The 18,501-nt window shown below is 53.2% G+C and carries 22 protein-coding genes and 1 pseudogene; 14 read left to right on the top strand and 9 right to left on the bottom strand.

Annotated elements, in window-relative coordinates; all coding sequences use genetic code 11:
• Positions 1-81 precede the first annotated feature (81 nt).
• Complete coding sequence (locus tag DW088_RS12510) at positions 82-1,179, top strand: hypothetical protein (protein ID WP_227109084.1); 1,098 nt, start codon at positions 82-84, stop codon at positions 1,177-1,179.
• Positions 1,180-1,207: 28 nt separating this feature from the next.
• Positions 1,208-2,443 carry a cytosine permease gene (gene codB / locus DW088_RS12505; RefSeq protein ID WP_118361027.1) on the top strand — a complete coding sequence of 412 codons (1,236 nt, stop codon included), beginning with the start codon at positions 1,208-1,210 and terminating at the stop codon, positions 2,441-2,443.
• Between the two features lie 75 nt (positions 2,444-2,518).
• Here the strand turns inward: codB and DW088_RS16780 are convergent, their stop codons facing one another.
• The 5 genes from DW088_RS16780 to DW088_RS12475 form a co-directional block, all read right to left on the bottom strand.
• The gene (locus tag DW088_RS16780) at positions 2,519-2,776 is read right to left on the bottom strand and encodes a DDE-type integrase/transposase/recombinase (RefSeq protein WP_158574690.1); all 258 of its coding nucleotides are present in this window, start codon (positions 2,774-2,776) and stop codon (positions 2,519-2,521) included.
• A 94-nt stretch (positions 2,777-2,870) separates the two neighbouring features.
• Entirely contained in the window at positions 2,871-3,071 is a 201-nt protein-coding gene (locus tag DW088_RS12495) for a hypothetical protein (RefSeq protein WP_118361023.1), read from the bottom strand.
• Positions 3,072-3,086: 15 nt separating this feature from the next.
• Positions 3,087-3,605: a nucleoside recognition domain-containing protein gene (locus DW088_RS12490; RefSeq protein WP_118361021.1), complete on the bottom strand. Its 519-nt coding sequence runs from the start codon at positions 3,603-3,605 to the stop codon at positions 3,087-3,089.
• A gap of 13 nt (positions 3,606-3,618) precedes the next feature.
• A complete protein-coding gene (locus tag DW088_RS16775) occupies positions 3,619-4,776 on the bottom strand; it encodes a nucleoside recognition domain-containing protein (protein ID WP_243029916.1) in 1,158 nt (385 codons plus the stop codon).
• Between the two features lie 265 nt (positions 4,777-5,041).
• Entirely contained in the window at positions 5,042-5,956 is a 915-nt protein-coding gene (locus tag DW088_RS12475; RefSeq protein WP_118361019.1) for a LysR family transcriptional regulator, read from the bottom strand.
• A gap of 302 nt (positions 5,957-6,258) precedes the next feature.
• Between DW088_RS12475 and DW088_RS16390 the strand changes: the two are divergent.
• A pseudogene (locus DW088_RS16390) lies at positions 6,259-6,441 on the top strand (helix-turn-helix domain-containing protein); the annotation flags it as partial.
• 44 nt (positions 6,442-6,485) lie between these two features.
• Here DW088_RS16390 and DW088_RS16385 read toward each other — a convergent pair.
• A complete protein-coding gene (locus DW088_RS16385; RefSeq protein ID WP_243029915.1) occupies positions 6,486-7,703 on the bottom strand; it encodes a hypothetical protein in 1,218 nt (405 codons plus the stop codon).
• A gap of 1 nt (position 7,704) precedes the next feature.
• Positions 7,705-8,769, bottom strand: a complete 1,065-nt coding sequence (locus DW088_RS12465) for a helicase-related protein (protein ID WP_118361017.1) — start codon at positions 8,767-8,769, stop codon at positions 7,705-7,707.
• A 906-nt stretch (positions 8,770-9,675) separates the two neighbouring features.
• On the opposite strand from DW088_RS12465, the gene DW088_RS12460 reads away from it, so the two are divergent.
• From DW088_RS12460 to DW088_RS12430, 6 genes are all read left to right on the top strand, one after another.
• On the top strand, positions 9,676-9,921 hold the full coding sequence (locus DW088_RS12460; protein ID WP_442861187.1) for a hypothetical protein: 246 nt from the start codon (positions 9,676-9,678) through the stop codon (positions 9,919-9,921).
• 256 nt (positions 9,922-10,177) lie between these two features.
• On the top strand, positions 10,178-10,948 hold the full coding sequence (locus DW088_RS12455) for a TraX family protein (RefSeq protein ID WP_118361015.1): 771 nt from the start codon (positions 10,178-10,180) through the stop codon (positions 10,946-10,948).
• A gap of 220 nt (positions 10,949-11,168) precedes the next feature.
• Complete coding sequence (locus DW088_RS12450) at positions 11,169-12,005, top strand: DegV family protein (RefSeq protein ID WP_158574689.1); 837 nt, start codon at positions 11,169-11,171, stop codon at positions 12,003-12,005.
• 419 nt (positions 12,006-12,424) lie between these two features.
• A complete protein-coding gene (locus tag DW088_RS12440) occupies positions 12,425-12,778 on the top strand; it encodes a hypothetical protein (protein WP_147356569.1) in 354 nt (117 codons plus the stop codon).
• Between the two features lie 149 nt (positions 12,779-12,927).
• Positions 12,928-13,470, top strand: a complete 543-nt coding sequence (locus DW088_RS12435; RefSeq protein ID WP_118361007.1) for a stage V sporulation T C-terminal domain-containing protein — start codon at positions 12,928-12,930, stop codon at positions 13,468-13,470.
• Positions 13,471-13,486: 16 nt separating this feature from the next.
• Positions 13,487-13,666: a hypothetical protein gene (locus DW088_RS12430; RefSeq protein ID WP_117488339.1), complete on the top strand. Its 180-nt coding sequence runs from the start codon at positions 13,487-13,489 to the stop codon at positions 13,664-13,666.
• Between the two features lie 275 nt (positions 13,667-13,941).
• On the opposite strand, the gene DW088_RS12425 is transcribed toward DW088_RS12430, so the two are convergent.
• The gene (locus DW088_RS12425; RefSeq protein WP_118361005.1) at positions 13,942-14,565 is read right to left on the bottom strand and encodes a peptidase C39; all 624 of its coding nucleotides are present in this window, start codon (positions 14,563-14,565) and stop codon (positions 13,942-13,944) included.
• A gap of 158 nt (positions 14,566-14,723) precedes the next feature.
• Here DW088_RS12425 and DW088_RS12420 point away from each other — a divergent pair, with 158 nt between their 5' ends.
• From DW088_RS12420 to DW088_RS16770, 5 genes are all read left to right on the top strand, one after another.
• Positions 14,724-15,380: an ABC transporter ATP-binding protein gene (locus tag DW088_RS12420; protein ID WP_199720439.1), complete on the top strand. Its 657-nt coding sequence runs from the start codon at positions 14,724-14,726 to the stop codon at positions 15,378-15,380.
• An 84-nt stretch (positions 15,381-15,464) separates the two neighbouring features.
• Entirely contained in the window at positions 15,465-15,953 is a 489-nt protein-coding gene (locus DW088_RS12415; protein WP_118361001.1) for a deoxycytidylate deaminase, read from the top strand.
• A gap of 23 nt (positions 15,954-15,976) precedes the next feature.
• Positions 15,977-16,615: an aminoacyl-tRNA hydrolase gene (gene pth, locus DW088_RS12410; protein WP_118360999.1), complete on the top strand. Its 639-nt coding sequence runs from the start codon at positions 15,977-15,979 to the stop codon at positions 16,613-16,615.
• 13 nt (positions 16,616-16,628) lie between these two features.
• A complete protein-coding gene (locus tag DW088_RS12405) occupies positions 16,629-17,045 on the top strand; it encodes a flavodoxin (protein WP_118360997.1) in 417 nt (138 codons plus the stop codon).
• Positions 17,042-17,884: a GIY-YIG nuclease family protein gene (locus DW088_RS16770; RefSeq protein ID WP_118360995.1), complete on the top strand. Its 843-nt coding sequence runs from the start codon at positions 17,042-17,044 to the stop codon at positions 17,882-17,884. The genes DW088_RS12405 and DW088_RS16770 overlap by 4 nt, the downstream gene beginning before the upstream one ends.
• Positions 17,885-18,279: 395 nt before the next feature.
• Here the strand turns inward: DW088_RS16770 and DW088_RS12395 are convergent, their stop codons facing one another.
• Positions 18,280-18,501, bottom strand: coding sequence for a hypothetical protein (locus tag DW088_RS12395; RefSeq protein ID WP_118286113.1), 222 nt, complete (start codon positions 18,499-18,501; stop codon positions 18,280-18,282).

The raw sequence follows: 18,501 nt of genomic DNA, 5'->3' as shown, positions 1-18,501 counted from the left end.
CCAATAGGAAAACGATGAAAACCAAGGACCTTCTGCCCGCAAAAATGGCAGTCGGTCCCTTTTTTTAGGGAGGAAACTGATATGATCGAAAATTGGAATGACGTCCATATCGTACCGGAATTCAGCGATCAGGGTGTGGACTGCTACCGTCTGGCGGGCGGCAGCTTTGTCAATGAATACTACATCGTCTCGGAGGCAGAGACCCGCAAGCTGATGAACCATCCGGAGGTTGTCGGCTACGAGGTGTATGCGTCGCTCGTGACGGCTACCTCGCAGATGATGTACTACCTCAAGGAGCAGAAAAAGATCACTTCGGCGAACATTCTGTCCATTCTGCGCGGCGCACTCAACTACCCGCTCGAAGAAAGCTGCTACAAGGAGCATATCCGCGTGCATGACATCAGCTTTATGTCCAGTGAGCGCGTGTTTGGCGAGAATGATGAGATGTCACTCGATATCAAATACTGCAAGCTGACCATGGTGCCCAACAGCACGCTGATGATCGGCGATATCATCGCCTCGGGCGAGACGCTTGTGCAGTGCCTGCGCTATGTCACCGACTATTACCGCAAGCAGGGCGCCAAGCTGCGCAACATCCTGCTGTTTACCATCGGCGGTACCCAGGGCATTGAGATTCTCGAAAAACTGACCAAAGAAATCCGCACCTACTGGCCGGACTTTGAGGGCTTCATTACCGTGTACTACGAGGGCGTTTTCAGCTGCTACGAGGAAGGCGACAAGGGCGTTTCCGGCATCAACCGTGCGCTCATCGACTTTTACTGGAAGGGCGGCATTGTGGCGCCGGAGTTCCGCCGTCAGACGCTTTCCATGCAGAATCCGCTGTTTGAAAAGTGCACGATCTACGATGGCGGCGCACGCCGCTATGAAATCCACGAGCACATTGAAGAGGTGCTGGAATTCTGGAACGGCATTCTCGCGCGTGCCGACAAGATCGACAAGCAGGCGCTGTTGGAGGAAAAACTGGGTCATGCGCTGCCGATTTCCTATGAGGACTGGCTGAAGGACTGCCACTATGAAAAGCTGGATGCAAAGCTGACGCGCTGGCTGTATCAGCAGGAGCGCGGCTTTGTCGAGAGCCTGAAGGACGTAACGCTGGAGGAGATCGCGCATCAGCGCATTGACGAGTTTACCACGACGCTCAAAAAGTACATTCTTTGACAAATACACAAAAAGGGGATAAGAATCTATGAAAAATGACAACACACCGGTCGATATCGACTTTGCGGAAGCGGCCGTGCCGCATTATGCGCGCCGCGGCATCGTAACCATGTTCATGATCATGCTGGGCTTCACCTTCTTCTCGGCCAGTATGTGGGTCGGCAAGGAGCTGGCGGACGGACTGGATTTCGGCGGCTTTATCATCTCCATGATCATCGGCGGCCTGATCCTGAGCCTGTACACCGGTCTGCTCGGTTATGTCGGCGCGGAAACCGGCATGAGCCTTGACCTGCTGGCACGCAAAGCCTTCGGTGTAAAAGGCTCGTACCTGCCGAGCGCGATGATCTCGTTTACGCAGATCGGCTGGTTCGGCGTCGGTATCGCCATGTTTGCCATTCCGGTTGCAAATGAGCTGCTCGGCGGCAGCACAGCGGCTGAATGGGTGCTCGTTATCATTGCGGGTGTGTGCATGACGGCCTCGGCGTATTTCGGCATCAAATCGCTGACGCTCATCAGCTATATTGCGGTTCCGCTGGTTGCAATCCTGGGTACGGTTGCCATGGTGATGGCAGTTAAACAGGGCAACGGCACGCTGATTGATCAGTTTGCCAAGTCCAGCGGTACGCTGACCGTTGTCGGCGGCGCCGGTCTGGTTATCGGCTCGTTTGTCTCCGGCGGCACGGCAACGCCGAACTTCTCCCGCTTTGCCCGTAACGGCAAGGTTGGTGCGATCACGACCGTTATCGCGTTCTTTATCGGTAACTCGCTGATGTTTTTCTTCGGCGGTATTTCGTCGGTCTACGTCGGCGGCAATGACATTTTTGAGGTTATGATCAACCTCGGTCTGTTCTATCTGGCGATTCTGGTCCTCGGTCTCAACATCTGGACCACGAATGACAACGCGCTGTACACCGCCGGTCTGGGTCTGGCGAACATCTTCGGCCAGAGAAAGAAGCCGATGGTGCTGATATCCGGTATTGTCGGCACGGTGCTGTCGGTCTGGCTGTACTGGAACTTCTGCGGCTGGCTGAATATCCTCAACTGCACACTGCCGCCGGTCGGCATTATTCTGGTGATGAGCTTCTTTATGAACCGAGAGAAGTACAACGACATGGAGATCACCGAAACGGTGAACTGGTTTGCGGTTGTCGGCGTTCTGCTGGGCGCTGTGGTGGCAAATCTGGTTCCGTGGGGTATCGCATCCATCAACGGCATGATCGTTGCTGCTGTGTGCTATCTGGTCGGCAGCAAGGCGAAAAAATAAGCAGAATCAAAAAAATCCTCGGTTTAACCCAAGGTCAGCCGAACTTGCTGACCTTGCGGTTTAATCGGGGATTTTTTATTTTTGCAATTTGCGGAAATTTTCTATTACAGCATTGTCCAGACAGTTCCCTTTCCGGCTCATGCTCTGCCGGATGCCTTTCTCTTGGAGCATGCGCTGGTACTGCTTGTGCTGATACTGCCACCTCTGGTCGGAATGGAGAATGAGATCTGTGCCATCAGGAATCTGTTCAAACGCCTTATCCAACATAGTCGTTACCATGCTCAGTACCGGACGGTCTGAAATTGTGTAGCTGACCAGATCACTGCTGTGCAAAATGGGGGGAGAAACAGAAAAGGCCTGACAGCGCAGGCCTTTTCAAAAAGAGGGGTGAATTCGGGCGGTTGGGGTATCAGGAACGCCCGAAGGATCAGTTCTGATTTTTCTCGTCGTGCCGCTTGACCACGCGGATGCCGATCGTCAGCAGCACAGCGGAAATGATGGCTGTGGTGAGGACAAAGCCGTCCTGCAAGGTAAAAAGGAACCGATCGGCCAGCATGACCGTGCAGATCAGCACGCTGCCGAGCGCTTCGAGCTGAAGGCCGCGCCGACGCGATAACTTAGAAAGCATAGGCTCTGCCTCCTTTTACTGAACGCCCATTGCCGCCAGAATGACGCGCATGATGACAAGGCTGATAGCCGCATCAAGCAGACAGACGGCGATGAGCAGCGGATGCCACTTCTTGTTGGTGTCGGTTACGAGCACGATACGCGCATAGTGTCCGATGAGCGTACCCATCAGGATACATGCCGGGAGCATCATAGACGCCTGACCGAGCGTCAGCGCGCCTGCCTCATACATGGAAGCGGCGGTCGCACAGCCGGAGGCCTTGGCGAAGAACGCCGAGATCAGAACCGCGAAAGCCTCGCCCGGCAGACCGAACAGTCCCATGACCGGCGACATGACCGTGCCGAGAATGTCCATCAGACCGGTTTCCTTCAGAATGTACACCAGTACATAGCCGAGGATCATCGCAGGGGTGATATTTTCAATGCCGACCTTGAAGCCCTTTGCGCAGCCCTTGAGGAAGGTATCTACGATTGAAGGTTTCTTTGCCTTTGCGGGTGCGGCCGCAGCCGCTGTATTGGTTGCCTGATTGCTCATTTCCGTTACCTCCTTATGCCTTGCCGCGCTTTGCACGCAGAATCAGACGGACGATGTTTGCGCCGATCAGCTTGCAGACGAACATGATGACGATGCACGGACCGAGTGCCACCGGGCAGATCGCCACGAGCGGTGCGCCGCCGGTGATGGTGTTGTTGATGCACGCCGAGCCTGCGTACTGATACGCTACGAAAATCGTGCGCTCGTCGTCCGTAATCTCACCGTCCTCGTACAGCTCACGGGTCATGACGGCCGCAACGTCCGAACCGGTAAAGCTCGAGATGAATGCGATGCCGCACTTGCCCGGGATGCCGAGCAGCGGACGGAGCAGGGGACGAAACAGGATATCCGACGCCTTGAATGCGCCGAGCTGCTCGAATACACCGAGCAGGCCGCAGAAGAACATGACCGCCGGGATCAGATTGAAGCCTGCCATGAAGCCGTCCTTCGCGCCGGTGCCGCCCTTGCCGATGAGGTTCGCACCTGTGTCGCCAATCTGTCCGAACGAGCCTGCCAGATTAGTAAAGTCAAGCACCTTGATCGGTGAAGGACGCTCGCAGCATTTCGGCGGATGCAGCGGACCGTGATGCGTCGCGTCGTTTTCCTCCTGCAAAGTGCTGTACTGCTCCACGAGCACCGCGTCATCGCGGATGAGCTTTGCGGTGCGCCACAGCAGAAGGGACGCGATCGGTACACCGATGAACTTCTGCGTCACGTAAAGCACGATGCAGAACGTCGCCGCCGTCGTGAGGTTCATCTCCTTGAGCGTGCTCGTCATGATGAGCGTTGCCGCGCTGCCGCCTGCGAAGATCGGTGCGCCGGCAATCGCCATCTCGCTGCCAATGAACGGTCGTCCAATCAGTACGATTGCTGCAACTGCACCGCACACGCCGCACAGCGCGGTGACGACTACCTTCCACTGCCGACGCAGCTCCGCGAAGTCGATTGTCGTGCCGAGCGACACGATGAGCAGGCCGGCAATGATGTTGCCGAACCCGGTGATCTGCGCGTCGTCGATCAGTGTGCGCGGCAGGATGCCGCTCCAGAAGCCTGCAAGCAGCAGGATTGCAATGCTGAGCACCGTGGAGAATATTGCTTTGGTCTTCTGCGCAATCAGATCGCTGACTGCGTAGATGCAGAACAGAATCTCAAGTGCGCTGATCGGTGTCATAAGCCTCATTCCTTTCTGTGTCTATACCGTATCATAAATTTGTTATGCCTGTCCAAATCATAAAAGTTATAGTGACGTTATAACCGAAACGGAATAGTATTCCTGTACAGTTTCACGCCCGCTTTTCATGAAAAACAGACAAAAGCAAAGGCGCTGTGACTAAATCACAGCGCCTTTGCTTTGACACTATTCGGTATACCATTCTGCTTTTGTTATAACCCAGCCATAACAAAACGGAATAGCTTATTATAACCCTCGAAACGTCTTATTTCTCATTTTTCGGGTAAAGCTCCTCCAGCATCTTTACAAATGCCTGCGCTTCTGTGCTCAGCATTTCTCGGCTGCGCTGAATCCAGCCTACATTGATCTGTACTTGACAGTTCCGGATCGGAATGGTGCGGATGCCGTACTCCGCGAAGTCCGGCGCGCTCAGTCCCGGACCGAGGCGAACCACATCGGTCGAGCGCAGCAGCGACAGGATGGCCGCGCTGTCGTTGACGTAAACGACACGCTTGAACTGCTCGAGACGCACGCCGTCGATCTCCAGATAAAAGCTCAGATTGGAAAAATAATCATCCGGAAGGCGGACGAACGGATGGGGCAGGAGCTGCTCCATCGTCACCTCAGACGCATGATACAGCGGATGGTTCGGACCGAGGTTTGCGTACCAGGTGTCCGTGCCCAGCGCGTGGAATTGAATGTTTTTGAACTTCAGCATGTGCTTGAGCTCCTTCACCTGCACGTTGTTGCTCATCACAAAGCCAATCTCCGCTTCGCCATGCTCCACGCTCTCGATTACCTGCTGCAGACGGTTTTCCACCAGCTTGAGCGCCACGCGGTTATCGTGGTAATCGTTGTAGAACTTCGCCATCAGACGCCCCATTGTGATGATCGGATAGGAGGCAATAGACAGCACCGGCGCGTGCTCTTTCTCCGATAAGCCCTGAATGAGCTCCATCTGGTTAATGATCGTGCGCGCGTACTGGTAGAGCTTTTTGCCCTCGTCAGTCAGCACGACACCCTTGTTCGTGCGGTTGAAAATACGCACCTTGAGCTCGTTTTCCAGATTGCTGATGGCCTTGCTCAGGTTCGGCTGCGTGACGAACAGCTTCTCCGCGGCCTTGTTGATGCTGCCCTGCTCCGCAATGGCGACAAAGTAGGTAAGCTGCTGAATTTGCATAACTCTTTTCCTCTTTTGCTTGTAGTATCTTCAGTATAGCATATTCGGGCGGAAAATGTCAGATGATCTTGAGGAGGGAATACCGCAGAAGCGGACGAAAACCATTTGAATATTCTCGGCGTGCGCGATAGCGGCAGCTATGTGCATAAAAGGTTAGGCAGCAGTCTTGATCCCGGCGCCGCGCGCACACACTTCCTGCGAGACTACGTCATGGGCCGCATTTGACACCTTTTCTTCCCCCATACAGCCGGAGAACCATCAGCAATGGTGGTTCTCCGACCTTAGCGTAATTAGGAGGCTATTTGCGTGAACAAACTGGAGCTGGGGCAGAAGATCCGCGCATTGCGAAAGGAACGAAAACAAATACTGAAACACTGGCGGAGGCTGCAGATATCGGACTGATTTATCTGGGTGAGATCGAGCGCGGTGTCAAAATGCCGAGTCTCAAAACCTTTATTAAGCTCGTAAATGCGCTGGATGTATCGGCAGATGAGCTAATTGGCTTGGAAACCAAGCCTGGTCGAGATTATTACGCGCAAAAGCTCTCTGAACAGCTGCAATCACTTACGCAAGAAGAAACTGCTGCGGTGCTTTCAATCTTAGAAACAACGATACAGCAAGTCAAGAACTTAAGAAATGAAACGGTCTGATTGAATAAATCAGACCGTTTTTTTGTGACAAATTTTGGCGTATGTGCTATACTCAAATTATGCAAAAGCTTAATTATAAGCTGCAGTAAATTTGGTAGCAGCATATACATCTCACGAGGGGGAACGTAAAATGAACAGTACGGAGCGGAAGAGAATTTACTGTTTTTCACAGCCTGTGCATAACATTTGCAGTCGGACAGCTTTTTGACAAGCAGACGCATATTTTTGCGAGTTGAAGCATGTTTCACGGTCTCAATCTTCGCCATACAATCCGAATACCGCACAAACGGCAGATTTGCGTGCAGTTTTTTCATATATGAGTGAATGGTTTTCTCCGACTCATTCATCACGGTTTTCAGGATTTCCTTGTTGCTGCCCTTGACTTCATCGGACAGGCCGCGCTTGAACTTCGCTCCCGAGCGGGATACCTCGAACCGAAGCATCGGCGCATCATACTGCTCCAGCAAATCCTCCTCCATCAGCTGAAATGTCTTGTCATAGACCGTCAATGTGGTCGTCTTGCAGCAAATACGCCACGAATGCGCGTTCTTTTCCTTGTGATTGGGGAATCCTTTGCCGAATGTACACAGCTTGTACTGCTTCATGTATGGGCTACGTCGAATGACACGCAGCGCCTCATCAACCCATTTTTGCGACTCGGGAAAGTAGTCCAGACAGCAGTCGATACGAGAGAGCGTCAGCTGTTCGAACTCGCAGTCCAGACCGATTTTATGCAGCAGTTCTGTCATCTCTTTGTCAAGCGTTTTCAGCTGATTTTCCGTCGCGGCGAACACTTTCTTGGGTGAATATTTTCCGTGCAGCAAAGTGTGCGGATTAAGCCGGAAGCCAATAGAACAGGCGATATTTTTATTGGTTTTATTTTCGCAGCGTTTCTGTTTGAACAGATAAAGCACCACGCCCTGACCGCAGTACGAGGTACAGATATACTTCTCGATGCCTTTGTCAGAATGATATGTCACGTCCGGGTAGGGTTTGCCGAAATGCAGACTTTTCAGATGCTGAAACACCTTGTTAAAGCTCTTTTGGGACAGTCTGTGGAATAGTTCCATCGTATGGATACCATAGCGAAAATCCATGTCACACACCGCCTTTCGAAAAACAGCCGATTACTGCGTCGTGCAGATCGTCCGATGATTCACAGATTGCATACAGTTCATTGACGGCTTCCACTGCACGGTCATCCGTGTCAGAGATGATATCAAGGTTCATCTGAAAATCGGCGTCATTCCAGAGCAGCAGTGCCTTTGCGCGTTTGCCGTCGCGCCCGGCTCGTCCTGCCATCTGGTAGAATGACGCGACGCTGAACGGCAGCTGAGAGACAATAATAAGGCGAATATCCGAAATATTCACGCCCATACCAAACGCGGAAGTTGCAATCATGATGTGTGCCTCACCGGAACGAAAACGTTCTTCCTGCTCGGCTCGGTTAGACAGCCTGCTGTGGCAGAGGGCAATAGCAGAAGCCGAAATATCGCAATCCTCAATAAGAAAGTCACGCATATCTTCTACATCACAGACACGAGTGCAGTAGATAACAACTTTTCCTTTACTGCCGCATTTCTGAATCGTTTTGCTGACTTTCGCATAACGAGCAACATCATTTTTCACAAACGCTTTCTTGAGGGACAGATTAGAACGTTTGAGCTTGCCGATATGTACAACAGGATTTTTCATGCGTAGACTTTTCGCAATATATGAAATATCATCCGGCATAACAGTCGCGCTGAAAGCAGCAACGACAACCGTGTGTACGCTATTCTTCTGAATTGCCTTCCAGAGACGAGGATCACTCAGTCGTTCCGGCGCAACAAAGAGCGCCTGGAGTTTACGATGTGTCAGCTGTTCGATTGTATTGGTATTCTCCCTGTTTTCGCTGTACAGGCAGCCCGCTCGAATTTTGTTGTCCTCGCAACGCTGCACCAGATCGCGCATGAGCGCAACCGTCGGGAGAATACCAATCAGCAGATCATTTGGGTGCAGGGTAATCATTGAGAGAAAGCAGATTGACTTGCCCTCGGAGGTTCGTGCTAAACCAAGTACATCTGTACCATCGGATAAGTCTTTGATTACCTTCTTCTGAAACGGCTTGAGTTTCGAAATGCCAAAGGTATTGCATATCATCTTTTCCTGTTTATTCGTCATAATTTTCACTCCAAAACATAGAATTTTCGTTCAAAACTGAAATTTAATAATTTCGTCTGAACTGCCTTTATTCCATTGTTGAGAGCGTAATCAAATTATAATTTCACAGGAAAAAACATGATATAATAATAGCGAAAAACTTTGTACTATGTACTTTTTCCATCCCATTCTCTTACCCAGCTCCAGCATGCTGATACCGAACTGCTCCGACGCTGTCTATGCCATCTGCAACGGCACTTGCAATTTTTGTTAAAACTATTTGTCTAACTTTTTGGGCACTTCAACGTGCAGTACGGTGTCCGAAGGAAGTCGAATACATCGCCTTCTGCAACGCGGGCAGAAGAGCAGTGCAACCACGGCCGCGATAACGATGTTCGGAAGCAAGGTCATCAGCTTAGATAGGTTTGCCGGTTCTCGGTTTGCATCGTTTTTTAACTATTACGCGCATTTTTTATTATAAATTGTGCATTATTAACTATTTATTTTACCCATCGCACAAAATATATTAAGATTTTTGTATATAATATACAAGAATTTCGTGCCATTCATGTTAATTCGTGCTATGATAACCGATACGGTCTGCGCCCTGCAAAAGATGTAAATTTCGAGGCACGATCTCTGTGAAGCAGGCAGGCTGCACGCTAAACAATCCTATCCGCTTGCAGCAGGCCGGAAAACGCAGCATTGATCAGGTGCATTTTATTGGGGCGGCTGTAAATTGGAAGCGAAACCAGAGAAGGAGAGAATGTTTCGTGAAAACCAATCCAACCATGCAGGCAGAGGCGGTTCTGCCTACACGATCTGTTTCCGCAAACGAAAAAATCAATATTCTGACACGCCTGGCTTACGGCGGCGGTGACGTAGCGTGCAACGTTTGGCAACAATCAGTCTGCCTGGGTCAAGGTAATGAGCATCTGGGCCGCAATCGCTGTCCTGGTGCTCTGGATGTTCCAGAGCACCAATCCGGCTGTTGTCGGCACGATCCTGCCGTACTACTGCAAGTATGTGTTCCATAACGACTCGTGGATGTACAGCACGCTGTATCTTTCCGAAACCATCGTTCTGATCGTCGGCATACTGTATCAGCTCGACAAAAAGTATCTCGCTATCATGAAAGAACTTGCAGAGCGCGAAGCGCGCGGTGAGCTGTAACTTTCTGATCTTCATATTCCCTCAACCGTTCCCGGCATGGCTGCAATGCTGTGCCGGGAATCTGTATCTCCGGCTTTTCTTGCTCTGCCCGCACCGGTCGGCAGGACGTTTTCCGTCTGTGCGCCGTGTCCGCCTCGCGGATATTCACAAAAAGTTTATCGCTGCGGCATTGCGGCTGTCCGCTCTTCTGTATATAATAAATGCAGAGCACATTCTTGTGTCCTCCCTCGCGATTACTAGATAAAGGAGTACCCGTATGTCAACCAACAACCTGTCCTCTCCCGCCTCCGGCCGCTTTTCCCTCAGCGCCGCGGCACTTCACATTCTCGCCATGGTGCTGATGCTGATGGATCATCTCTGGGCGACCCTCCTGCCCGCGCAGGACTGGCTGACGTGTGCCGGACGGCTGGCCTTTCCCATCTTCGCATTCATGGCGGTGGAAGGATATTTTCACACCCACAGCTTCCGGAAATACGCCCTGCGGCTTGCGCTGTTTGCCGTGCTCTCCGAAGTGCCGTTCGACCTGATGTACGGCGGAACCTGGTTTTATCCGGTGCACCAGAACGTGATCTGGACGCTGCTGCTCGGTCTTCTGGGCATTCATCTGATGGAAACCGTGCGCAAAAAGCAGAAAACATGGCTGTATCTGCTCACCGCCCTGCTTGTTGTGCTGATCGGCACAGTGCTGGGCACCCTGAGCATGGTGGACTACTACGGCACCGGCGTGCTGACGATCTTTATCTTCTACTTCTTCCGCGGACGGAAGTGGTGGTGTCTGGCAGGGCAGCTTCTCGCCCTCTACTGGGTCAATGTGCAGCTGCTGGGCGGTCTGCTGTATCCCGTCCATATATTCGGCATGGAATTTGAGATCTGTCAGCAAGGGCTTGCACTTCTGGCGCTCATCCCCATCTGGCTGTACCGCGGACGGCAGGGCTATCACAGCAAGCCGTTCCAGTATGCCTGCTATGCCTTTTATCCCGTACATATGCTGATCCTTGTGCTGATCCTGCAATATCTGACCCGCTGACGGCCATACCGGCATCTGCAAACATCTGTAAAACTTTTTATTTATCAAATGCGCGTTCTGTTATATAATGAATACAACATTATGCATTTTCTGTTTTATGAAGGAAAGTGTGCAGGACAGGCCGGCTGCTGTATGCGGTGCAGATCGACCGACTGCAAGAGAGAGCGCTTTCCTCACGATAACACTGAAAATTTTCGGTAAGAGAGAAAGGAAAAACTATATGAACTGGAACATTATTACAGATTCAAGCTGTGATCTGCTCCCTTCCACCAGTCCGGACGGAAGGATACGGCTGGCCAGTGTGCCGTTTACCATCCGCATCGGGGAGCGGGATTTTGTCGATGACGAGCATCTGGATACGATGGAAATGCTCTCCGCTATGGAGCAGGAGCACTCGGCCGGCCACACCTCCTGCCCCACGCCGGACGCATGGCTGGCGCAGTTTGAACAGGCGGACTGCGCGATCGCGATCACAATTTCCTCGCAGCTGTCCGGCAGCATGAACAGCGCTCTTGCGGCAAGAGATATGGCGCTGGAGAAAAACCTGGATAAAAAGATCGTCATTCTGGACTCCTTATCCACCGGACCGGAGGTTCTGCTCTGCGTAAAGGAGATCGAGCGCCTGATCCGACAGGGCCTTTCCTTTGACGATATTGCGGCGCACGCCAGAAATTTTCTACAGAAAACCAAAATCCTCTTTGCGCTCTCCTCGTTTGACAACCTGATCAAGAACGGACGCATCCATCGTCTGACAGGTATGCTTGCCAAGGCTCTCGGTATCTGGGGCATCGGCAGCGGCAGCGACGAGGGGAAGATCACCTTTGAAAGCAAGGCGCGCGGTGCGAAAAAGGTCGTACAGACGCTGGTCAGCACCATGAAGGAGCACGGATTCATCGGCGGAAATGTCGCGATCAGCCATTGTGATAATCTCGCACTGGCTCAGACGCTGAAAAACAGCATTCTGGATATCTGGGAAAATACAAGCATCGAGATCCTGCCGACCCGCGGGCTCTGCAGCTACTACGCCGAGCGCGGCGGATTGATCGTCAGCTACTGATTTCAACAAACAAAGGGCGAAACAGCATGGTTTCGCCCTTTTTCTGTTCGGTTGATTGTTTTCCGCTCACAGCACCTGCATATCCGCCGCACTGCACGCCGCAAGGAACTCCGGAGGCAGCTCAGTGAGCAGATCCTGCAGCAGCGCATCCAGATCCTCTCACGGCCCACCATGGCAAGCCATGCCTTGAGCGACTCGGCCTTCTTGGACGGCACGGATTTGATAATGCGCCAAAACCCAGTTTCTTTCTATTATGCCTTTGCATATTCTCATCGTCAGCACATCATTTTCCATCATTATGTACTAACTCCATCCATTTCTTTTCGTTTATTGTATCTGTTCTTGCATTGATTTCCAGTATTCAAATCGGTAGAAAGCAGTACGAACTCAGCAAATGGCAGGCAGAGGCGCAGAACAAGGTGGATCTGTATTTGCTGACGCAGCCGATTACGCTGAAAAGTGCCGACGGTATACAGCCGGATCAAAGTGTGCCTGCAATTTATATCCGAAATGTGGGCGGCAATGTGATTTATCTGGAACGGTATCTCTTTGACGGCAGAGAGTACCCATTGGGAAAAGAGGTTTTGCAGCCGATGTCTGTATGCGAGGGCTACCGCTATGTTTATTTGCCGACAGATGGAACGACCCATGTTTCGCTGCAAATATATTTCGAGGACTGGCAGAAAAAACAGTGGACGACAAAGGGGGTTGCGGATTGGGAAGACGGTATTTGGAAGATTACATATCAGCTGTGCGTCCGCTGTGCAGAGTAGCTGCTAACGCGAAAGAAACAGATCTGCAAACCATAATTTTCATGAATAGGAACACATTGTGCATACGGTTTTTCTACATGAATTGCACGGTTTCAGTAAATACTACCACTATCGCAGCAGAAATACCGAAAATGGGAGGCGGAATTGCTATGAAAGCAACCGGAATCGTGCGCCGGATCGACGATCTCGGCCGCGTTGTTATTCCGAAGGAGATCAGAAGAACGCTTAGGATTCGAGAGGGCGACCCGTTAGAAATCTATACCGACCGCGACGGCGAAGTGATTTTCAAGAAATACTCACCGATGGGAGAGATGGGCGCGGTATCAGCCGAGCTGGCGGAGGCTTTGGCGCGTACAGCGGGCATGAGCTGTGCTATCTGCGACAGGGATGCGGTGATTGCGGCAGCAGGCGGTGTGAAAAAGGATATTCTGGAGCGGAGTATCTCATCCGAGCTGGAGCAGCTGATGGAACGCCGCGAATGTTATGAACGCGGTGCGGACGAGCAGCCGGAGGTGCTTATCTCCTCGCAGGACGGCTGCGCGGTGGTTGCAGCGGCGCCAATCATCACAGACGGCGATGTCAGCGGCTGTGTCGCGTTTGTCAGCGAAAAAGAGGACGAAAAGGCGGATGAGGTGCTGCTCAAGCTGTGTCAGTCGGCGGCGCAGTTTTTGTCCAAACGCATTGCAGTGTGAAAGGAGCGTTCTCTATATGCACAGGCACGATCACAAAGAGCGTGAGCCAAAGGCATTCCCGCAGTATGACGATGCGGCGCATATTGACTCGGCAGCAGTGGCCGAGCTGCCGCCGTGGGAGCAGACACGCGAGCCGAAAGGCGATCCCAAAGCAACGGCCTACACGGAGAAATACTGCGAGGAGCAGCAGAAATGAAAACGGCGGAGGCTGTCATGAAACTACAGCTTCGCCGACAAGCGGGAACGGGTCGTGGGCCGTTCCAAAGTTGTCCGAAAGTTCCCATACGGTAACTTTCTCTCTATAGAAGTCAAAAAAGTCAGGTACACGCCCTGACTTTTTTGGCATTTGCAAGCAAATGCTATTTAACGCGCGCTGTAGCGCGGATCATTTGAAATGGCAGAGATATAACTTTTTATAGACTGAAACGGCGGAACGATGCAAATCGTTCCGCCGTTTGGCGTGAAAACAGGTTAAATCATGTATTCAATGGTATTCTCTGCCGTCAGGCGCGTCTGGTCATTAAACAGGAGAATGGCTTCGCGGGTGTCAATCTCGCCAAGCGCGTAAACCTCGTGGGTCTCACGCTCGAAGCAGGGGCGGGGCACGAGCCGGTTGTATTCGCACGGGTGGTCGTACACCATCTGCACGCCGTCCGTATCGAGCGGCTGATCAAGATAATACGGGTCGAACACGCGCACCATGTCGTTTTCGTCAATGCCGGTGAGCGTCACATAGTGCGCTCCGTCGAAGTGCAGGCGCACCACGGCAGCGCCGCCGCAGCGGAGTGCATCGCGCAGACGGCTGTTCTGCCCGAAATTCACCGCCGGACCGGACAGATACTGCGTGGAGATGTGCAGGCGGCCGATCTTGCCAAAGCCGTTCAGCCAGTTGCTGAGGAACATCATCGCCGCACAGGAGGTGCCGCTTTTGCCGCTTACGCCGTCCGAGCCGTAGCAGTCCAGACAGTACAGCATGATGTTGCGGACAGCCTCCGGCGGGATATCCTCGCGCTCAAACAGGAATGCGAGCGCGTTGAGCATGGAGGTTGGACCGCAGTCATATTCGGAAAGCTGGTAGCGCAGCGGATTTTTCATAGGGGAGCCTTCTTTCACGTGATGTATTCCTATCGGATTACTATATAATAGTAAGGTCAATGCCGATCAATGTCAATACAAATTTGCGGAAAGCGCATATTCATGGTATGATAAGTATGCTTCCTGCCAAAGATAGGGTGGGAAGGAGTGAATCGGCATTGCTAAAACTGATTCATGCGAGTAAAATATATGCTAAGAACGGCATTTGTGCGCTCAATGCGGTCGATCTGACCGTGCAGGACGGTGACTACATTTCGGTGACCGGCGCATCCGGCTCGGGTAAAAGCACACTCATGCACATTCTGGGTCTGCTGGACAGCCTGTCCGACGGCGAATACCTGCTCGATGGGGCAGCAGTCGCGCATTTGCCGGCAAAACAGCGGGCGCGTCTGCGCAGTGAGAAGATCGGCTTTGTGTTTCAGCAGTTCCGGCTGCTGACGGGCATGACAGCACTGGAAAATGTTGCGCTGCCGCTGGCGCTGCAGGGCGTTCCGCGGCATGAGCGGAGCGAACGCGCACTGGCGGTTCTGGAGCGGGTTGGCCTGTCTGATCGGGCGAACCACCGGCCGCACCAGCTTTCCGGCGGACAGCAGCAGCGGGTGGCGATTGCACGGGCGGTTGTGACAGAACCGTGCGTGATTCTGGCGGATGAGCCGACCGCAGGACTGGATCCTGCCGCGGCGGACAGCGTGCTGGAGCTGTTTGACCGATTGCACCGGTCGGGGCATACGCTGGTGCTCATCACACACGATGAGCGGGCAGCGCAGTGCGCCGCAAGGCGGATGCATCTTGAAAATGGGTGCATTTTCGGGTGAGATAATCCGACACCGGATAATCAGTGCATGAAAATAACGCAATCAAACCTAACAGGTTTTCCTATATAGAAGGAGGAAACAAAAATGGACCGTCGGGACAAAACAAACTACTACCTCGACATGGCGCAGGTTGCGCTTGAGCGCGGAACCTGTCTGCGCCGCAACTTCGGCGCGGTCATCGTCAAGAATGACGTCATAGTATCCACCGGCTACAACGGTGCGCCGAGAGGTCGTGCCAACTGCATCGACATCGGCACCTGCATTCGTCAGAAGATGGGCATTCCGCGCGGCGAAAGATACGAGTTCTGCCGCTCGGTGCATGCGGAGATGAACGCCATTATTGCCGCTCCGCGTGACCAGATGATCGGCGCGACGCTGTACCTGGTCGGCCGCGATATGTCCACCGGAAAGATCATGTCGGACGCAAATTCCTGCACGATGTGTAAGCGCCTCATCATCAACGCGGGCATTGAGAAGGTGATTATCCGCCGTGACACAGATACATATGACACCGTGAATGTGCACGACTGGGTGGAGAATGACGACACGCTCGGCAGCAGCATGACATACTAAACAGACATCGGAGAGAGAAAAATATGTCAATATTCGATATTTTCAAGAAGTTGGATGAAGAAAAAGCCGCAAAGGCATCCCAGCCGATCGAGTGGATCGTGGTCGGACTGGGCAACCCGGGCACGAAGTACGACAATACCCGTCACAATGCGGGCTTCCGTGCACTTGAGGGTTACTGCGCCCGCAGCGGACAGAAAATCGACCGCATGAAGTTCAAGGCACTGGCAGGCGAGGGAATGCTCGGCGGCAAGCGCGTGCTGTTCCTCAAGCCGCAGACCTTTATGAACCTGTCCGGCGAGGCGGTGCGCGATGCGGCCTCGTTCTACAAAATCCCGCCGGAGCACGTTATCGTGCTGTCGGACGATGTATCGCTCGACGTCGGCACGCTGCGCGTGCGCGCAAAAGGCTCGGCAGGCGGACAGAACGGTCTGAAAAACATTATCTATCATCTGAACAGCGAGGACTTCCCGCGCGTGAAGATCGGCGTCGGCAAAAAGCCGCGTCCGGATTACGATCTGGCGGCGTGGGTGCTCGGCAAGTTCCCGGCGGAGGAGCAGAAGGCTATCGACAAGGCGTGCGAGGACGCGGTGAACGCGGCTGCCTGCATCATCGCGGAGGACTGTGCCGCTGCCGCGCAGAAATTCAACGGAAAACGCATCTAAGGAGTTGGTTTTGATGAAAACCGCAGTAGCATATTACTCGCTCGGCGGCACAACACGGTCATACGCCCGCGCGGAAGCCAAGGCGCGGAACGCCGATTTGATTGAGCTTACGCCGAAAACGCCGTACAACCGGTTCACCGCGTTTGTGCGCGGCTGCCCGGAGGCCGTCAAGCAGAAGGCGGTCGCGCTGGACGGTATGCCGCTGTTTGTCGGCTATGACAGAGTGGTGCTGATGGCGCCGGTCTGGGCGGGTTATCCGGCGCCGGTGTTCAACAGCGCGGTCGAGCTGCTGCCGCCCGGTACGGAGGTCGAAGTAATACTGGTTTCCGGCAGCGGCAATAGTGAAAAGAGCAAGGCGAAAGTACGTTTGCAGATCAAAAAACGCGGCTGTACGATCCTTGCGCAGCGCGATATCAGGGCAAGCCGATGAGCGGATATACCTATGTGCTCCGCTGTGCGGATGATACGCTGTACTGCGGCTGGACGAACGACCTCACGGCTCGACTGGCGGCGCACAACAGCGGAAAAGGTGCAAAATACACGCGCGGACGCGGTCCGGTGACGCTGGCGTACAGTGAAATGTTCGACACGCAGAGCGAGGCCATGCAGCGCGAAGCGGCAATTAAAAAGCTCACGCGGCCGCAGAAGCAGGCGCTGATTGACAGTCAGAACGGCGGAGAACTGCTCACTGTTTACGATGCAGACGGACGCGCCTGCGGAGAACGCCCGCGGGCGGTCGTTCATGCACAGGGGCTGTTCCACCATGTGTGCCACCTGTGGGTGGTCGGTAAGCGGGATGGCGTGTGCGGCATCTGGCTGCAGCAGCGGCAGTTTGACCGGCCTTTATTTCCGGGCGGCTTTGATCTGACCTCGACCGGACATATCGACCCGGGCGAAACGCCGCAGACCGCTGTTCTGCGCGAAGCGCGGGAGGAGAGCGGACTGCAGCTGGCAGCAGCCGACCTGATCGACGGCGGTAGTTATCGTCAGAGCTACTCGCGTGGCGAAGTCGGCGGCTTCGATGATGAGCTGGCGTACATATTTCTCGCAAGAATCGACGGCATTCCACCGTTTCAGCCGGGACCCGAGGTCGCACAGATGATGTTCGTGCCGCTGACCGACTTTGCGGGCGCGCAGGAGCAGGGCGCATCACTCACCGGTCTGACACCGGATGGACGCACGATGGAGATGCCGAACGAATCCCTTTGCTGTCTGCACACTGAGGAGTGGCAGGGCGCGAAACCGCGTATCGAAGCACTTTTTTCATAAAAAAGAACAGCCGCCTTCCACTTGACAAGGGGAGGCGGCTGCCCTATAATATCAGTAGAGTGACTGCTTGGGGCTAACAAGCGGTCGTTCCGATTCAAGTTTATAGCTTGTGGAAACGCCGCTTGGTTTACGCTAAGCGGTTATTTCTTTTTGTACTGGCAGTACAAGTTGATGATTCCAACGATCAAAATTCCAAGTTGAATCAAATCGGAATATGTAACCATGGTATCACCTCCGTTCGGGAGGAACAACCTGTCATCTACTGATAACAGTATTCTATCAATAATTACAGCATTCATCAATATAGAACCCGAAATCCGCTGCAAAGCAGCGGATTTTTGCATTTACTTGACATTTTTCAAAACAAAAAGCTGTCCGAAAGGACAGCTTTTGCTTTACTTGCTGAGTGCGCCGATGATGATGTTGACGATCAGGCTGACCGCGGCTGCGATCGCGTAGATCGTGCTTTGCTGACGGCACGCCTTGGCCTTGGGATCATCCTGTTTGTCCTCCTGCTCACTGCGTCCGCAGATCATGCCGTAGCGGATCTGCTGCAGGACTGTCAGCGCGGCGAACGCGGCAAACAGCAGCAGGAGCAGTCGCTGAACCGTCTGCAT

The sequence above is a fragment of the Butyricicoccus sp. AM05-1 genome, assembly GCF_003474415.1.
GTDB classification, from domain to species: Bacteria; Bacillota; Clostridia; order Oscillospirales; family Butyricicoccaceae; genus Agathobaculum; species Agathobaculum butyriciproducens.
This window is presented reverse-complemented; position numbering and strand designations above follow the sequence as displayed.

Excerpts from the sequence above, each read along its gene's own strand:
- DW088_RS12495 (WP_118361023.1), bottom strand. The coding sequence starts at position 3,071 with ATGCTTTCTAAGTTATCGCGTCGGCGCGGCCTTCAGCTCGAAGCGCTC.
- codB (WP_118361027.1), top strand. The coding sequence starts at position 1,208 with ATGAAAAATGACAACACACCGGTCGATATCGACTTTGCGGAAGCGGCC.
- DW088_RS12455 (WP_118361015.1), top strand. The coding sequence starts at position 10,178 with ATGTCAACCAACAACCTGTCCTCTCCCGCCTCCGGCCGCTTTTCCCTC.
- DW088_RS16770 (WP_118360995.1), top strand. The coding sequence starts at position 17,042 with ATGAGCGGATATACCTATGTGCTCCGCTGTGCGGATGATACGCTGTAC.
- DW088_RS12425 (WP_118361005.1), bottom strand. The coding sequence starts at position 14,565 with ATGAAAAATCCGCTGCGCTACCAGCTTTCCGAATATGACTGCGGTCCA.
- DW088_RS12395 (WP_118286113.1), bottom strand. The coding sequence starts at position 18,501 with ATGCAGACGGTTCAGCGACTGCTCCTGCTGCTGTTTGCCGCGTTCGCC.
- DW088_RS12490 (WP_118361021.1), bottom strand. The coding sequence starts at position 3,605 with ATGAGCAATCAGGCAACCAATACAGCGGCTGCGGCCGCACCCGCAAAG.
- DW088_RS12465 (WP_118361017.1), bottom strand. The coding sequence starts at position 8,769 with ATGACGAATAAACAGGAAAAGATGATATGCAATACCTTTGGCATTTCG.
- DW088_RS12430 (WP_117488339.1), top strand. The coding sequence starts at position 13,487 with ATGCACAGGCACGATCACAAAGAGCGTGAGCCAAAGGCATTCCCGCAG.
- DW088_RS12450 (WP_158574689.1), top strand. The coding sequence starts at position 11,169 with ATGAACTGGAACATTATTACAGATTCAAGCTGTGATCTGCTCCCTTCC.
- DW088_RS16775 (WP_243029916.1), bottom strand. The coding sequence starts at position 4,776 with ATGACACCGATCAGCGCACTTGAGATTCTGTTCTGCATCTACGCAGTC.
- DW088_RS12460 (WP_442861187.1), top strand. The coding sequence starts at position 9,676 with ATGAGCATCTGGGCCGCAATCGCTGTCCTGGTGCTCTGGATGTTCCAG.
- DW088_RS12510 (WP_227109084.1), top strand. The coding sequence starts at position 82 with ATGATCGAAAATTGGAATGACGTCCATATCGTACCGGAATTCAGCGAT.
- DW088_RS16385 (WP_243029915.1), bottom strand. The coding sequence starts at position 7,703 with ATGGATTTTCGCTATGGTATCCATACGATGGAACTATTCCACAGACTG.
- DW088_RS12405 (WP_118360997.1), top strand. The coding sequence starts at position 16,629 with ATGAAAACCGCAGTAGCATATTACTCGCTCGGCGGCACAACACGGTCA.
- DW088_RS12475 (WP_118361019.1), bottom strand. The coding sequence starts at position 5,956 with ATGCAAATTCAGCAGCTTACCTACTTTGTCGCCATTGCGGAGCAGGGC.
- pth (WP_118360999.1), top strand. The coding sequence starts at position 15,977 with ATGTCAATATTCGATATTTTCAAGAAGTTGGATGAAGAAAAAGCCGCA.
- DW088_RS12415 (WP_118361001.1), top strand. The coding sequence starts at position 15,465 with ATGGACCGTCGGGACAAAACAAACTACTACCTCGACATGGCGCAGGTT.
- DW088_RS12435 (WP_118361007.1), top strand. The coding sequence starts at position 12,928 with ATGAAAGCAACCGGAATCGTGCGCCGGATCGACGATCTCGGCCGCGTT.